Source organism: Mariprofundus sp. KV (genome assembly GCF_013387475.1).
Classification (GTDB): domain Bacteria; phylum Pseudomonadota; class Zetaproteobacteria; order Mariprofundales; family Mariprofundaceae; genus Mariprofundus.
This window is the reverse complement of the sequence record NZ_VWNB01000009.1, coordinates 25,160-41,777: the sequence shown is the minus strand read 5'-3', so window position 1 is coordinate 41,777 and position 16,618 is coordinate 25,160. Positions and strand designations below refer to the sequence as shown.

13 protein-coding genes are annotated in these 16,618 nt (G+C 50.0%); all 13 read right to left on the bottom strand.

Translation table 11 applies throughout. The annotated features are described in order from the left end of the window. Positions 1 to 18 precede the first annotated feature (18 nt). Complete coding sequence (locus F3F93_RS08590) at positions 19 to 1,566, bottom strand: SulP family inorganic anion transporter (RefSeq protein WP_176958767.1); 1,548 nt, start codon at positions 1,564 to 1,566, stop codon at positions 19 to 21. A gap of 33 nt (positions 1,567 to 1,599) precedes the next feature. Beyond that, positions 1,600 to 4,434, bottom strand: coding sequence for an excinuclease ABC subunit UvrA (uvrA, locus tag F3F93_RS08585; RefSeq protein WP_176958766.1), 2,835 nt, complete (start codon positions 4,432 to 4,434; stop codon positions 1,600 to 1,602). 77 nt (positions 4,435 to 4,511) lie between these two features. Next, the gene (locus F3F93_RS08580; protein WP_176958765.1) at positions 4,512 to 5,177 is read right to left on the bottom strand and encodes a type II CAAX endopeptidase family protein; all 666 of its coding nucleotides are present in this window, start codon (positions 5,175 to 5,177) and stop codon (positions 4,512 to 4,514) included. Positions 5,178 to 5,391: 214 nt separating this feature from the next. Then, the gene (priA, locus tag F3F93_RS08575) at positions 5,392 to 7,569 is read right to left on the bottom strand and encodes a primosomal protein N' (protein ID WP_176958764.1); all 2,178 of its coding nucleotides are present in this window, start codon (positions 7,567 to 7,569) and stop codon (positions 5,392 to 5,394) included. Next, positions 7,553 to 9,418 carry a nucleoside-diphosphate sugar epimerase/dehydratase gene (locus F3F93_RS08570; protein WP_176958763.1) on the bottom strand — a complete coding sequence of 622 codons (1,866 nt, stop codon included), beginning with the start codon at positions 9,416 to 9,418 and terminating at the stop codon, positions 7,553 to 7,555. Before F3F93_RS08570 ends, priA begins: the two co-directional genes overlap by 17 nt. A 79-nt stretch (positions 9,419 to 9,497) precedes the next feature. After that, positions 9,498 to 9,704 (bottom strand): hypothetical protein, encoded by a 207-nt coding sequence (locus tag F3F93_RS08565; RefSeq protein ID WP_176958762.1) that lies wholly within the window; start codon positions 9,702 to 9,704, stop codon positions 9,498 to 9,500. After that, positions 9,701 to 10,942, bottom strand: a complete 1,242-nt coding sequence (locus F3F93_RS08560) for an O-antigen ligase family protein (protein WP_347239234.1) — start codon at positions 10,940 to 10,942, stop codon at positions 9,701 to 9,703. The genes F3F93_RS08565 and F3F93_RS08560 overlap by 4 nt, the downstream gene beginning before the upstream one ends. Further along, the gene (locus F3F93_RS08555; protein ID WP_206675407.1) at positions 10,939 to 11,916 is read right to left on the bottom strand and encodes a glycosyltransferase family 4 protein; all 978 of its coding nucleotides are present in this window, start codon (positions 11,914 to 11,916) and stop codon (positions 10,939 to 10,941) included. Before F3F93_RS08555 ends, F3F93_RS08560 begins: the two co-directional genes overlap by 4 nt. Continuing rightward, entirely contained in the window at positions 11,913 to 12,872 is a 960-nt protein-coding gene (locus F3F93_RS08550; protein ID WP_176958761.1) for an NAD-dependent epimerase/dehydratase family protein, read from the bottom strand. Before F3F93_RS08550 ends, F3F93_RS08555 begins: the two co-directional genes overlap by 4 nt. Before the next feature lie 108 nt (positions 12,873 to 12,980). Further along, positions 12,981 to 13,814 carry a glycosyltransferase family 2 protein gene (locus F3F93_RS08545; RefSeq protein WP_176958760.1) on the bottom strand — a complete coding sequence of 278 codons (834 nt, stop codon included), beginning with the start codon at positions 13,812 to 13,814 and terminating at the stop codon, positions 12,981 to 12,983. Between the two features lie 216 nt (positions 13,815 to 14,030). Continuing rightward, a complete protein-coding gene (locus F3F93_RS08540; protein WP_176958759.1) occupies positions 14,031 to 15,128 on the bottom strand; it encodes a glycosyltransferase in 1,098 nt (365 codons plus the stop codon). After that, positions 15,125 to 15,661, bottom strand: a complete 537-nt coding sequence (locus tag F3F93_RS08535) for a DapH/DapD/GlmU-related protein (protein WP_241697061.1) — start codon at positions 15,659 to 15,661, stop codon at positions 15,125 to 15,127. Before F3F93_RS08535 ends, F3F93_RS08540 begins: the two co-directional genes overlap by 4 nt. Positions 15,662 to 15,747: 86 nt before the next feature. Next, positions 15,748 to 16,563 carry a class I SAM-dependent methyltransferase gene (locus F3F93_RS08530; protein ID WP_176958757.1) on the bottom strand — a complete coding sequence of 272 codons (816 nt, stop codon included), beginning with the start codon at positions 16,561 to 16,563 and terminating at the stop codon, positions 15,748 to 15,750. Between the last annotated feature and the right edge of the window lie 55 nt (positions 16,564 to 16,618).

Genomic DNA, 16,618 nt, shown 5'->3' with positions numbered 1-16,618 from the left:
ATAATGGCCGGATCGCCACTACAGCTTCAATCTTCCGGTCACTTCCTCGAGCGACAGAGAGAAGTTATCGATATCGAACAGCCTGCCGATATTCAACCGCTTCAACTGATCCTGATGCTCGCTCCTGGCAACGATATAAACCTCAACACCACTCCGTTTCAGGGTTGCCAGAAGATCCTTAAGCGTAAAGATGGCAGTGATATCGAGGAATGGAACGGCGGATATATCGATAATCATGGTTTTGGTATCAAGCGCCATATTCACCTGATGTTCAAAAGCACTGCTGGAGCCAAAGAAGAAAGCCCCCTCAACACGAATCAGCCGGGTATGATCGGGTAACTCCACCGTCTCTCCGGCAGCCCCCTTGCTGACCAGATTGATCTGAGTGGCCTGCGTGATGCGGTAGACAATGGAGAGTGATGCAAGAACCACCCCGATCAGCACAGCCGTAATCAGATCAATGAAGACAGTAACGAAAAAGACCGCGCCCATGATCGCCAGATCGTGACGCGGACTTTCGCGCCACACCTCGATAAAGCGATAATCAAGAATATCGATTCCGACTTTGATCAGAATACCTGCCAGTACAGCAAGTGGAATTGCTGAGGCCAGCGGTGCAAAAAAGATAATGATCAGCAGCAAAACCAGCGCGTGAAACATCCCTGAGAGGTGGGTGGTGCCGCCGCTTTTGATGTTGATCACCGTACGCATCGTAGCCCCCGCACCGGGAATAGCGCCGACAAAAGCACATAACGCATTACCAAGCCCTTGCCCAAACAGCTCCCGATTGGGGCGATGGCGCGTCTGAGTCAATGAATCTGCGACAATCGAGGTGAGGAGCGAATCGATGGTTCCCAGCACGGCCAGCGTAAAAGCAAGCGGCATGATGACACTGATCTGAGCCAGTGAGAATGAAGGCATCACGAAATCAGGTAGCCCGGCAGGAATATTGCCAATCGTGGCGACCTGCAAATCGAACAGTGCGCTTACCGGAGTCAACACCAGCAGTGCGATCAAGGGTGATGGCAGCCAACGACTGAGTGATGAAGGCGTAAAAAAAACGATCGCCAGAGAGAGCAGAGCCAGCACAAAGGCATCCATATTGGTCTCTGCAACACTCTGCGGCAGTGAGGCCAGCACATGCAATACGGAAGCTTCGCTTGCCACGCCGAGAAACGGATTGAGCTGCAAGACAACAATGATGACACCGATACCGCTCATGAACCCGGAGATTACCGGATAGGGGATATATCGAACGAACTCCCCGACTCTGGCAAAACCAAACAGCAGCTGAAAAAGGCCGGCCAGAAAAACAGTGGCCGCAATCATGCCTGCATCACCATTGAGCGCGACAACTGCTGAGGCGATCATGACCGTCATCGGGCCGGTCGGGCCGGAGATCTGCGTTGCTGTTCCACCAACCAATGCCGCCACAAACCCGAGAACAATAGCGCCATACAAGCCGGCAGTAGCTCCCATTCCACTTGCAACACCAAAGGCCAGAGCCAGCGGCAGCGCGATCACCGCCGCCGTCATACCACCAAAAAGATTGCCCTTCATACTCATCTTATTCATCCCTTATGACGACATTAAACGAACTCAATTGACCGCAATGTGCTCCTTCAAATACCTGCCTGTCCACGACTGATCACAGGCAGCGACCTGCTCAGGGGTTCCGGCAACCACAACCGTACCACCCTTATCGCCACCCTCCGGTCCCATATCAACAATCCAGTCGGCGGTTTTGATTACATCGAGATTGTGTTCAATGACAATCACCGTATTACCGCGATCCACCAGCGCATGCAGCACATCAAGCAGTTTGGCGACATCATGAAAATGCAGGCCTGTGGTCGGCTCATCAAGGATATAGAGGGTGTCACCGGTCGCCTTGCGGGCCAGCTCCTTGGAGAGTTTGACACGCTGGGCTTCGCCACCGGAGAGGGTGGTGGCCGATTGCCCGAGCTGAATGTAACCCAGCCCCACCTGAGAGAGCGTGGTCAGCCGGTTTTTCAGGGATGGAATGGCGGCAAAGAACTCAAGCCCCTCCTCCACCGTCATGTGCAGCACCTCATCGATGGTTTTGCCCTTGTAGCGGATATCGAGGGTTTCGCGGTTATAACGTTTACCCTGACAGGTTTCACAGTGCACATAGACATCAGGCAGAAAATGCATCTCCACCTTGATGATGCCATCACCCTGACAAGCCTCACAGCGCCCCCCTTTGACATTAAAAGAGAAACGACCCGGCTTATAACCCCGGGCACGTGATTCAGGCACATGTGCAAACAGCTCACGAATCGGAGTGAAGATGCCGGTATAGGTGGCCGGATTGGAGCGTGGCGTGCGACCGATCGGCCCCTGATCGATATCGATAATTTTGTCGATCAGACTATCCCCGATCAGCCCGGCATGACTGCCAACCCGCTCGGTTTTCAAACCCTTGGCGCGAGCCAAAGCGCGAAACAGGGTATCGTTGGTCAGTGTCGATTTCCCGGAACCGGAGACCCCTGTCACACAGGAGAAGCGGGCAAGCGGAAACTGCGCCGTGACCTGTTTCAGATTATGCTCACTGGCACCCTCAACACCGATCATATCATGTTTTTTCAGCACCTTACGGCGTTTGGGGACCTTGATCGCTTTGACGCCACTGAGGTAGTCGGCGGTCAATGTTTTCGCCTTAAGAATATCGTTCAACCTGCCCTGCGCGACCACTTCACCGCCATGCTCACCGGCCAGTGGCCCCATATCGATCACCCAATCAGCACTGCGGATCGCATCCTCATCATGCTCAACCACAATCACACTGTTACCGAGATCTCTTAAACGCCTGAGTGTGGCCAGCAGGCGATCATTATCCCGCTGATGCAGGCCGATAGAGGGCTCATCAAGGATATACAACACGCCAACCAGTGCAGAACCGATCTGTGTGGCCAAGCGTATTCGCTGCGCCTCACCACCGGAGAGTGTACCGGATGTGCGCTCCAGCGAGAGATAATCCAGCCCCACCTCGATCATAAATCCGAGTCGAGCAGAGATCTCTTCAACCACCTTCTCGGCAATCGTCGTCTGCTGCTCGGAGAGTGTCAGTGCATTGATCCACTGCACAGCTTCACGCAGCGGCATGGCCACAATCTCAGGCAGTGATCTGTCATTAATACGCACATGGCGTGCCGCCCTTGTCAGTCGTGACCCGGCACAGCTCGGGCAGTTGATGGTATCGATATATTTGGCGAGCGCCTCACGCACATCATCGGAACCGGTTTCGCGCCAGCGCCGCTCCAGGTTGGGGATCACCCCCTCAAACGGACGCTCAACCGTACGATTCTGCCCCGGTGTCTCATAGATAAACTGGATCTTTTCGCGACCACTGCCGTAGAGAAAGACCTTGCGGGCAGCCTCGGAGAGCTGGTTAAACGGAGTCTCCATATCACAGCCGACAAACGCTGCTACCGCCTCCAGTGTCTGGCGATACATAAATGTTTCACGACCGGCCCACGGCTCAATCGCACCATCGGCGATCGACAGCATCTCATCCGGCACCACCAGTGCCGGATCAAACACCGTTGTACTGCCCAGACCATCACAGGCGGGGCAGGCACCCACCGGTGAGTTAAACGAGAAGAGACGCGGCTCAATTTCGGGATAGGAGATATTGCAATCCGGGCAGGCAAAGCGCTCAGAGAAGAGCTGCTCCTCGGGTTGATTTGAAGAGTGGGCAATCAGCGCGATCATCATGCCTTCGCCGAAACGCAGGGCAGTCTCCACCGAATCGGCCAGGCGTGTGCGGATACCATCGCGGATCACCAGCCGGTCAACCACCAGCTCGATATTATGTTTGATATGCTTCTGCAGCTCCGGCGCATCTTCAATTGGCATCACTTCGCCATCAATACGCACGCGCACAAAACCATCTTTGCCCGCCTTCTCCAGCTCTTTACGAAATTCACCCTTCTTATTGCGTGCAATCGGGGCCAGCAGCTGCACCTTGGCCCCCTCATCCAGCTTCTCCAGCTGATCAATAATCACACTGGCCGGCTGCGAGGTGATCGGTTTGCCACAGCCGTGGCAGTAGGGCTGACCAATACGGGCAAAGAGCAGGCGCAGATAGTCATACACTTCGGTGATGGTGCCGACAGTGGAGCGCGGATTACGGCTGGTGGTCTTCTGCTCAATCGAGATGGCAGGTGATAGCCCCTCGATAGCATCAACATCGGGGCGCTCCATCATACCGAGGAACTGACGTGCATAGGCCGAGAGTGACTCAACATAACGCCGCTGCCCCTCAGCATAGAGGGTATCAAAAGCCAGAGAGGATTTACCCGAACCGGATACGCCGGTGATCACCACCAGCTTTTCGCGGGGGATCTCCAGACTGATATTTTTCAGATTATGTACCCGCGCCCCTTCGACACGAATCACCGGCTCACTCATCACTTCTCCATCTGCAATTTCAGACGACCCACTCTATGAAGCAAGCGCAAAAAAGAAACGGCCTGTCACTGCTGGCTCTAATGAAACAGAGCCAGTAGCAGAATGGCGCCATTGCCAGCAGCGTGGAGGGCAACAGCAACCCATAGATTGCGACTCCACTCATAAGCCAGTGCAAAAACAATACCGCCGAAGATTTGTGGCAGCTCAGGCTGCCCATGCATCAGGGCAAAGCAGCCTGCACTCAGCAACACCGACAAAACCATGCCGAAAGATCGGCGCAGCAGGCGAAAGATCAGACCGCGAAACAGCAGCTCCTCCACCACAGGTGCCAACAGCACCATAAGCAGCAGCCCGGCCAGACCTGCAAGCCATGGCGGTGCAGTAAGATGCGCAAGCAGTGGGTAGTCCAGCAAGCGGAAAACCAGCAGAAGCGCCGTAAACAGAACCAGCGTCATACCGGCCAGCAGCGCAAAGACCCGCACACCTTCAGCATCGGGTCTGCGCAGTCCGAGGTTATCCCCCACGTTGAAATAGATAATAAGCAGTCCGATCACAACCAGTTCGGCCAGCCGCAGAATCAGCAACTGCGTCTGCAACGCATAGCCCGCCAGCAAAGCCCCTGCAGCCATTTCACAGACCACAACAGCCAGCACCATGCTCAGCGCAAATTTCAGCGGCAACTCATCCCACGCTTCCCGAGCAGCGGTTACATCCTTAACCAACTTCATGAAACCTTTTTTCATCACTGCTCCTGATTCATCGGCTGCCGATACTATCGCCAATTCAAATTTCAGCAGTAGCCCAATAATTCAGCTCTTTTAAACTCTCGGACTCAAATCCCGGATGACCGCTCCTTTAATCGGGACATTTAGTTGGAAATGATCACATCACAATTTCTCAGGATAGAGAAATTGGACTCGCTTCAGCGAGCCCGAAGGGTGTGAGCCCACGATGGGCTCACATCATATCTTGCGGATCAACATCAACCCGAATACGCACATCTCTGGGTGGTACCATGCCGGAGAGCAGCGGCTGCAGCTTCCACGGCAGCAACTTGCGTGAGGCATCACGCAGCAGCACCTCGATGCGATATTTGCCAGCCAACCGCTCCAACGGGCAAGGCATCGGGCCGGTAACATTGACCCCTTCGAGTTTTTCACAGTGACCGGCAAAGAGCATGGCAATCTCGGTTGCCCGCTCAATCTTTGTAGATGAGAAGACCAGCCGCACCCAGCGGGCATAGGGTGGATAGCTGAGCATCTCACGCAGTTTCAGCTCTTCGGTCAGTGTCTGCATGGCATCATCTTCAGAGATGCGCGTCAGCCAGTCAGCTTCAGGCATTCTCGTCTGAATAATGACCCGCCCGGCTTTATGGCCGCGCCCTGCCCTGCCGGTCACCTGCGTCATCTGCTGCCACCAGCGCTCTCCGGCCCTGAAATCAGGCAGGCTGACGCCGAGATCGGCGTTGACCACGCCCACCAGTGTCACATTGGGGAAGTCATGCCCCTTCACCAGCATCTGCGTACCGATCAGGCAATCAAGCTCTCCACCCTCAAAGGCGGCGAGTGTTTCGGTCAAACGCGTGTGGCTGGTAATGACATCACGATCAAAACGGCAGAAGCGCAGCTCAGGGATTGAAGCTTGCAGATACTCCTCCAGCTTCTCAGTGCCCTCTCCCAGCGGCATAAAGGCATCTTCACCACACGACTCACAGGTTTTGGGCACCCGACGGCGGAAGCCGCAGGTGTGGCAACGCAACTGGCCTGCCCGCCTGTGCAGGGTGAGCCGGATCGAACAGCCGGGACACTCCGGCACATCACCGCAGGCCGTGCACTGCAGCGCCGGGGCATAACCGCGCCGATTAAGAAACAGGATGGTCTGATCGCCGCGCTCAAGGTTTTCACGCATGGCTGTAAGCAGTGGTTCGGAGAGAGGATTTTCGATACCGCGCATATCAACGATCTGGCTCTGCATTGGCATATCATGGGAGGCGACACGCAGCGGAAGATCAAGACGTTGGTAGCGACCAGCCTCAACCTGAGACCAGCTCTCAAGGCTGGGCGTGGCTGAGCCGAGCACAATCGGAATGTTCAGCTCCTGCGCCAGCAGCACAGCCATATCACGAGCCGAATAGGTCATGCCCTCCTGCTGTTTAAAGCTGGCATCGTGCTCCTCATCAACCACAATCATCTTCAGCCTTGGCAGCGGCAGAAAAAGAGCCGAGCGCGTGCCGATCAATACATCTGCCTTCTCAAGGTGTTGACGTACCGACAATCGATCACCACCACTAAGTGCTGAATGCCAGATCGATACATGATTAAAACGCGCGGTCAGGCGCGAAAGCCACATCGGTGTGAGCCCTATCTCCGGCACCAACACCAATACCTGCCCACCCTGTGCCACCACCGTTTCAGCGGCTTTAAGGTAGACCTCGGTTTTGCCCGATCCGGTGCGACCAAAAAGCAGATAGGGTTTAAAGGTATCGAGGTGAGTAATTAACGCATCAATCGCCCTCTGCTGATCTGCGGTGGCAGCAAATTCGATACCCCTCTCCTGCTGCTCGGCAGATTGGAATGGTTCAGTTGCCACAACCTCTACAGCCCCCGATGCCACAGCGCTCAGAAGCGCATAGCGAACACCTGAAGTCAGCCCCTGCTCTGCCGCACGTTTCAAAACAGTTTTCAGGGTGACCGCGGCACGCGTTGTGAACAGATTGGCAAGCAGAGGATCATTGGCAAGCTGGCTCGGGTCGGGAGCACGAAAACGGCGCAGATCATCCTGCAGGGCCCAGCCCAGTGCACTGCTCCAGAGCTCGCCCGGTGCAGCAAGATAGTAGCGCCCTACCCGCTCAAGCCATGCCAGACGCGACTGATCCAGTAGAGGCATAATATCGAGTCGGTCAGCGACTGCTTTTAGTGTCTGACTCTGCTCATCAGAAACTTCTGTAATCGAGAGCAACAGCCCGAAGCGCGTGCCTTTGCCGAATGGAATCTGAACACGGATACCGCAGAGAGGCTGACCAAGCAGTTGTGGCCAGAGGTAGGTGAAGCTGCCGGGGAGTGGTGCAAACACCGCAACCTCAACTGCAACATGTTGGCCTGTCAGTGCTTCCTGCAAACTACTCAGCGCGCCCATTCCCATCTGCTGCTGTGAAATCAGCCTCGGGTACAAGCTGCTGTAAACCCTTATAGATAAGCCGTATATCGCGCTTGCCACAGGCAGCGCGAAGCTCGTCCATCACCTGCTTCATCTCATCCCATGCAACCACCCGGCTTCCCGACAGCATGATCTTCGGGTGAGTGGTAGCGCTAAGCTGTTCAGACTCGTGGAACAGCTCCTCATAGAGCTTCTCTCCGGGTCTTAAACCAGTGAAAGTGATCTCAATATCCTTGCCCGGTTCAAGACCGGTAAGGCGGATCATCTGCTCAGCAAGATCAACAATCTTCACCGGCTCACCCATATCAAGCACAAAGATTTCGCCACCTTGCCCCATGCTGCCAGCCTGCAGAATCAGGCTTGCAGCTTCGGGAATAGTCATAAAATATCGGGTGATATCAGGGTGGGTTACAGTGACCGGACCACCGGCTTCAATCTGTTTGCGAAACAGCGGCACCACCGAACCGGCAGATGCCAGCACATTACCAAAACGGGTGGTGATAAAGGCGGTATGATCGGCACGAAGATTAAGATTCTGGCAGTAGATCTCAGCCGTGCGTTTGGTTGCGCCCATCACATTGGTCGGATTCACCGCTTTATCGGTGGATACCTGCACAAATTTCTTAACCCCAAACTGCACCGCCAGATCAGCGATACTACAGGTGCCGAAAACATTGGTTTTCACCCCTTCTGCCGGATTCTCCTCCACCAGAGGCACATGTTTATAGGCCGCCGCATTAAATACCACATCAGGCCTGAACTGCTCAAATACCCAGCTCATGCGTGATTCGTCCCGGATATCACCGAGCAGACCATGTAGTTGTGTTTCAAGCGGGAGTTTGGCGCTGATCTCCTGTTCAATGGTGTAGAGATTAAATTCGCCATGATCGAGAAGAAGCAGGTGTGCTGGTCTGTGGCGTACAACCTGACGGCAGAGTTCTGAGCCGATGGAGCCGCCGGCACCGGTAATCAGCACACAGCGACCGGTCAGCAGCTGATGGATACCGCTCTGATCCAGCTCCACCGTCTCACGTCCGAGCAGATCTTCAATCTGCACCTGACGCAGACGGGATACCTCAACCTTGCCATCGGCCAGATCGGACACCGAAGGCAGTGTTCTGCACACCACATTATGCTGCTGGCACTGCTCTACGACATGCTGAATAAGCTGATGCGATGCTGACGGCAGAGTCAGTAGCACCACCTCAATACCGCGCTGCTCAATAATCTCTCCCAGATCATCAATCATGCCGATAATCCGAACCCCGTGAATCTCCTGGCCTTGCCGTCGCTCGGCATCATCGAGAAAGCCAACCGCCTCATATGGGCCCGACTTGAGCAGATCACGCACCAGAAGCTCTCCAGCCTGACCTGCCCCGATCAGCAGAGACCGCTTACGTTCAAAGGAGCGAATATTGAGATGTCTGTCTTTGATCCAGCGATATAACAGTCTGGGTGCAGCCAGACCAACAGCCAGAATTGCAGGATAAAGAATCATCACCGAGCGGGGCAGACCCTCCAGACGCTGCCAGACAAACAGGGCGATAAAAGCAAATATCGCACCTAAAAATACAGCTTTGAAAATCCGCATAAGGTCGGGAATAGAGGCAAAGCGCCAGATGCCTCTGTAGAGACCAAAGTACCAGAAACAAGTCGCCTGCAATGGCAGTGCGAGCAAAACAAGAAGCTGGATAGCCTCCAGATGAAATGACGGAATCGTGTCGAGGTTAAAGCGCAGCCAGAATGCCAGCCATACCGCAAGGGGAATCCACAGCACATCGTGAATGATCACCAGTGAACGGTTGCGTAGTACCTTGAGCTTATTCATGGGTAGCCATGCTTCACAAAAAAGATGGCTCGGCAATCTCTATCCGTGAAGCTGCCGAGCCCCATACGTTTTAAACCTGTTAATGACTAGCCTTATCCCCTGTATCATGGTCGTCTGTTTCAACAGCACCCTTGATTTTGGCCAGTTTTGCCTCACCAATACCTTTCACAGCCTGTAGTTCCGTCACTGTTGACGAATTGAGGTTGACCTTTTCTCCAGCCCACACGGGGCCAGCCAACATAAAAACTGCAACAAACAGAGACACAAGAAGATGTTTTATTTTCATTTTTCTCCTCCTTGTTTATTATGATCTCTGTTGCCGGACAATCCGGTTCCAAGCAATAGTACAGCCAGTATAGCAGAAAAATGTTCTTCCAGAGACGATGAGCTTAAACCATGGATAACAAGAGCCAACGCAGGCAGGAAAACAAGAGGAGCCGTTGGCGATGCTCTCCAGTCAAGCCGCCACCCTTCCCGTGCCCAGACAAAGAACAAAACCAACATCAGCAGAAGGCCTGTCGGCCCCCATCGAACCAGCGCAAGTAAATACTGATTGTGCGGATGTGTGAAAGTGAACGGGGATGCCGAACGCCCCTCCTCCTTTATCATGGCAACTGCACTTGGAAGACCACCCGTCCCAACGCCAAACACAGGATTATCCATGTAAATATCAAGGGTGGTCTGCCACATCTCTATTCTAGAAGACGCGGCTGCAACTGCATTCTTTTGCCAAAACCCTTCAGCATCTTGCTGCTGACCGGAAACAAGCATCCAGGTTCCCTGTAAGCGCTCCTTGGCCGGACCTACAGCAAGTAGTGTAGTAAATAGCAGTAGCACGGCAGCAGTCACAAGCAGGTTTTTCTTCAAATGGGCATGACCAACAAAACACTTCACAAGAACGGCGCAAGCAAGAACCGTAGCGACAACATAACCGCTCCGCCCTTGAGCAGAAAACACCATCAAATATGCCCATGAAGCCACTATCCAGTATACCCAGCTCACCTTCCCTTGTGTTTGCCAACCCATATAAAGTAACCATGCCGCCCATGTGCCGTATACAGTCCCAAACCCTATATGGCCTATGTGTCCGGTAGCATTATCTGCGCTCGAACCATCTGTTGTCACATGCACATAACCAAACGATTGCAGAACACAGTACAGCAAATTAAGTGTAAGCCCTGTCGACAGAGCGATTAAAAAATATCTACACCACTTCTCATCCTTTAAAGAGAAACAAAGAATCGGCAACAGCAGCCAAAACCAGTGCCGACCAAGTATATGTATTCCCCATGCAAAGTCCTGACTCCAAAGCACCCCCAATAGGAGTAAAACAAAGTAGGCAGAGAATGTAATACTCAGTATTCGAAAATCGGACCAGCAAGCTTTCGCACCCTGCCACCAGATCCCCGAAAGTAGCCCCACTGCCAAGGCAAGTCCCAGCACCACGTTAGATGCTGCTACCGAGAAAGGGAATGCAAGTGCAGCAATGCAGAGTAAACCATTGGTTAGCGCTAACAAGCTCACTCTATCACATCCAACTCAAGGCGATGAACCAAGATGGCAATGATCAGATATATACAACTCCAGCCAACCAAAATAGCAACAGTCGCAACTACTGAATTGATCTGCAGAACCACCAAGGCTGAACCGCCCGTCAGCAACATGATCACATACTCAGCCAGCACGGTCTTTTTATGGCTCCAACCCAGCTGAACCAGTCGCTGATAATAGTGGGATCGGTGTGCTTCCCAGATACGCTCCCGATTCAATAAGCGTCGAATCAGTGTCACCGTTGCATCCACCACGAATGGCGAAAATACAATCAGTGGATACCACAAGGAGAATAGACCACTTTGAATCCCCCAGAGACTGAAGGCGGCGGCCAACAGACCAAGTGTGGCGGAACCGACATCACCCATAAATATTCTGGCTGGAGGAAAATTAACACAGAGAAAACCGAGCGCTGCAGCAGCAACCAACAGCGTAGAGATTGTATATTCACTCGCACCCTGCATCCAACCTGCAGCGGCAAGAAAACCAAAGCCTGAAAGGGTCATACCACCAGCAAAGCCATCCATTCCGTCCATGAAATTGTAGAGATTAAGCATCCATACGATGGTGAACCAGGTCAGCAGCGTGCCGATCCAGCCATCGAACATGACCAGACCACCGGCTAGCAGTACCACGGCAGACAGAGCATGTACCGATAGCCGGATTAGCGGAGATAGTTCGCGATAATCATCAATGAAAGAAATACCGGCAACCAGCAGAGCTGAAACGGCAATCCAGCCCATCACATCAGGCATCGCATAAATCAGAGCATACACAGCCCATGCTATGAAAATGGCAGAAATGATACCGATACCTCCGGTATGCGGGGTCGGCGTTTTGTGCAGTGAACGCTCATTCGGCAAATCGAGAATCTTTATCGGAGTATGCCTTGATGCCAACAGCAGACAGAGCATCAAAGATAGTGAAAATGCAAGCAACAGAATCACTTTAAGACCCCAAGGTATTGGGCGATTTCAGGCAGAGCTTCCCTTAAATTTCGATTCGCCTTAAAGCCAAGCTGCCGTTCAATTTTGGCGGATGAATAGCTGGCGGAGCCAGTCAGCTTATCCAGCCCATCGGAATCAAAAACAAATCTCCGCCCACGAAGAGCACCAATTAAATCTCCGACTTTTGCCAGTAATTTCAGAACAAAAAGAGGAAGGTTCCATACAGGCAGAGGTTTATGCAGCGCCTCACATATCCACTCATACATCTGCCGGGTCGAATAGCTTTCACCATCAGTCACAATATAGATTTGGCCAGCAGCTTCCGCATGCTCAGCAGCAAGCATTGCGGCCTGAACCACATCATCGACATGCACCATTGAGCGTCGGTTATTCACCTCGGGCAGAGGCGGAAACTTCCCGGAATCTATGGCCTTGATCATTTTAGGCAGATTCCCTTTTTCCGTATTACCGTAAACCATAGTAGGCCTGATCACAACCGGATGCGGCACATAACCACCTTCGAGAACAAGCTCTTCCGAGGCTTTTTTGGATTGTCCATAGGGTGTATCAGGTAAAACTGAAACCAACTCATCCATCGAACCCTCAATGTCTCCAGCAGCCTTCACACTACTGAAATAAACAAAGGTTTTCACACCTGCTTTCTGACAAGCTTGCAGGAGCCTTTCTGTTGCGTCGGTATTGATGTAAGAATATTGATCAACATCTTGATTGGTTTCTGCCAAAGCATGCGCCTTTCCTGCAAGATGAAAGACTGTATCGATACCGTGAAGACAATCGGGATCTAAGTCTCCCTCAAAATTCCACAAGTGAAATTTGGCATTAAATCCAGTTTTTTTTCGCCCCAAAACATTAAGATCAACATGTTTCCTAGACAGTACGCCGCACAAATTTTTACCTATAAAGCCCGTAGCCCCAGTTACCAGAACATTCTTCATAACTTCATACTTCCATGTGAAAAAAGAATGGAATCCATCTGGAATTCAGATGTAATGATGCTCATCCTGTCAACAATCCCATGCATAACATTATAAAAGACATTTCATTCAAAACCACTTTAAACCATGCTTTCTAAAAAAGGAAAATGCTGATTTAGCAAACATCCGGATATGCCCTAACCCTTTGCGCGATGCCCCTCCTCCCAAGTGAACAATGCGCATGCTTCCCAAATAAAGAACCCGGTTAAACTCTCCAATTCGCAAGGAAAGGTCATAATCTTCAAAATACATAAAGAAATCGTCCGAGAATCCGCCTGCCTTTTTAAGGCTATCGGTTCGAAACAACATGCAACAACCACTTGCAATAGGGACATCTATAGAATTAACCGAATCATTAATAACATCACGCATTTCATAGTAAAACAGCTTTTTACGAATAAACGCGCTATTGAAATTTGGTAAGAAACCACGGAACAAGAGCACTAAAACAGTTGGGTATCTACGGCAAAGAAACTGCTCATTTCCATTTTCATCAAATGACCTAGGGGCCACCAGTCCAACATCGTGGTGTTTATTCAAGTATTGCAGCCCCACAACTAGTGAATCTTGCTCCAAAAACACATCCGGATTAAGAACTAGGTGTACTTGACTCTTAGTTTCATTGATTCCTAAATTATGTCCTCGTCCATAACCTACGTTTCCATGGCCATGCTTTAAATAAACCTCGAAATCCTGCAATACGTCAAACATACTTACATCAATCGGCGCAGCCTCAACCGAAGTGTTGTCTATAATATCAAGACGTACATCAGACAACACGCCTTCAAGCCGTGCATGCAGAACAGCATCAATTAAGGATGCAAAGGTTCTCTCTAATATGGGAACATCAGGAAAATAGACAACAATTGAAACCGAAAGGGTATTAACCTGGCATACACTCATAAACCATCCACCTCACCAGAAATAAAACCTGAGAAAATTTATCATCCTATTGGCCCTGATCAATAGAATGAATGCATCACTTTTATACTTATAATTATGAAAATAAACTTCCGGCCAATTCCATTTAACCAGAACTTTTATTAGACAGACACCCTAACTAGATACCGATTTGAAGCCAGCGTCACCATAACCCATTTATTACCCTACTCAGAAAATTCAGTGGCTTGCAGTCAACAACGACAACAGTTCACACCAGTTCCTAGCATAAGGTTCTTCTGGGGTAGTAGCTCCTGCATGAGAGAACTCCCATTCACCTCCGACTATGGATTTCATTATTTCTGACAATCCAACTGGATCAAATACATTCACAAAGCTGACCATATCATATTCTCCTACTGTTTCATGAGCATATGGTAGATCAGCAATCAACAGAGGCTTATTCATTGCCTTAGCCTCACTAATAGGCAACCCCCAAGTTTCAAGCTTGGAGGGAAATAAAACACAATCACTTTCAGAATATTGTTGAGCCATTTCCTGTGCATTTTTCCGACCAATAAAAGTAACCCCTTCAACGCAAGCGTAACGTTGAACCAGATAAGCAGCATATCTATTTTCACTGCCATCTAAAGTAACCCTCACTTCAACATTAGAGATGCCAGCTTGATTTAGTAGCTGCACTGATTCACATACAAGCTCAACGTTCTTAAATACCCTGGGAAGGGTTGGATAAAAAAATATGTATTTATCTTTGTTGTCATTCGCCTCTTGCTCTTGAATCTTGCCAAGCCTGATCGCTGGACGTGCGACAATTACATCTTTCACATCAAACAAACGCTTAAACTCTGACCTTAGCCATTGCTGCTGAACAATAACGTATCTGTTATGTTGAATGCTTATCCCATACAAATAACGATAAAAAAGATTAAATAAAAGAAACGTTGGATCCAACCATGCTTCACGTAAAGATATCTGATAAAAAGGAGCCGGATTGTGGCAATAAACAGCCTGCCGAGGAACGATTACTCTGGGAGTAATATCATGAAGTGAGAGCCAGACATCTGGCTTAATTTCCTTAGACAGCTTTTTAAAATAGAACCACTCATAATAAAGCCGAATAAACCACGATCTCCGCGACAACGGAAATTCGATAAGGGTTACACCAGGTATTTCTATCAAAGATGTTTTATGTACTAGAACTATTATTTCCCACTCATTTTTCAGCAATTCAGCTGCCGCCAAAGTGCAATCACGAAGTACTGTTAAAGGGCCACCTTCACTAAAGTTAATTGCAGAAATTACAATTTTCTTTTTCACACTCGACCCCATTCGCCCATATCATCATTAAAAATTCTCACAACTCTAGCGGGGTTTCCAATAGCAATACTTCTTGCTGGAACTGCCTTGGTCACCACAGCTCCCGCACCAATTATTGCGCCATCTCCAATGGTAACACCTGGTAAAATACATACGTTTTCACCAATCCATACTTTTTTCCCTATTGAGACCGGGCAAGATATCAAAGGCCGAGTAGCGGGGGCCACATCGGGAGAAGACAAGGCATCTTTGGTATCGTAAGCTCCATGATTATGGTCACTAATAAATACTCGACTGGCAATAAGTGTATCATCTCCAATATCAATAGACTCAATGCCTGCTATATGAACATAATCATTTAGCTGAACATTTTTTCCAATACGTAAACATTTTCCACGCCCTTCTCCAAAAGCATCCAAACGCACCCCAACTCCAGTTGTAAAACCTTTCCCCCATACAATTCTGGATCTACCACGCAGACAAAAAGGACCTCGTATTAATCTGGCTGGAGAATAAAAAAGACGCGTTTTCATCAATTGAAAACACAACCTTGCGAACCCAAGAAAACCATAAGATTCCAATTTGTCTATTATAAGCATACAGTATTTACAGCCTATCGCTAAACGAGCTTAGGCTTCCTAAGCACCCACATGTCCTGTCCAGTATGAGGGAAGCCCGCAGGTTTATGATCTAAAACTTCCAAATCTTTAAAAAGTTTCATTCTAAGGTAATCAGGAGAATGACACGCCCAAAACATCTTTTTCCCCTCTTCAAATTTATCTCGAATAACAATTCCAGTTGCGTTATAGGCATCAACTTCTTCTGGAAGCATAACACCAAGCCTGGAGTCTCCATTTGTTGATATAATTAGAATTCCACCCAGCCTAACAACACGAATCAATTCATCAATCCATTCATAGCTAACGGCTTCTGAAAGGTGTGTAAATACTGATATAGAATAAACAAGATCAAAACATTCTGAATCAAATGAAAAAGGAGGATTAAGTTCATTCTTCACAAACTTCACATCGGGAACATTTGACGCGCACCAGCCGATTGAATCTGAATTATAATCAGAGCCATAAACTTCTGTTCCAGGTCCAAAAACAGCAGGCATATGACGAACGACGCGCGCAGGGCCACAGCCCCATTCAAGCACCTTTGCAGGCATAACATCCAAGTTCTTCTCGGCAATATCAAACAATGCTTTTGCAGTACTAAGCCCACTAGCCATGTAATATTCCCAGTCCGGTGCCGAATAAGCATCATATGCCAATGCTTGAGGTGGGACCTTGAAATCAGGATGTTTGGAAATAAACGTTTTGTTACTTTGATTATATCGAACCACACTCAACCAGTAGCGCAACTTCTCTGTAATAGTTAGCAATCCTGATTGACGAAGCACCTGCTGGACTCTTTGAAGCTTTGGATTCAAGTTAACCACCTCATTTATCATTTTCAATGACTTTAATATAACTGCGTATTAGATA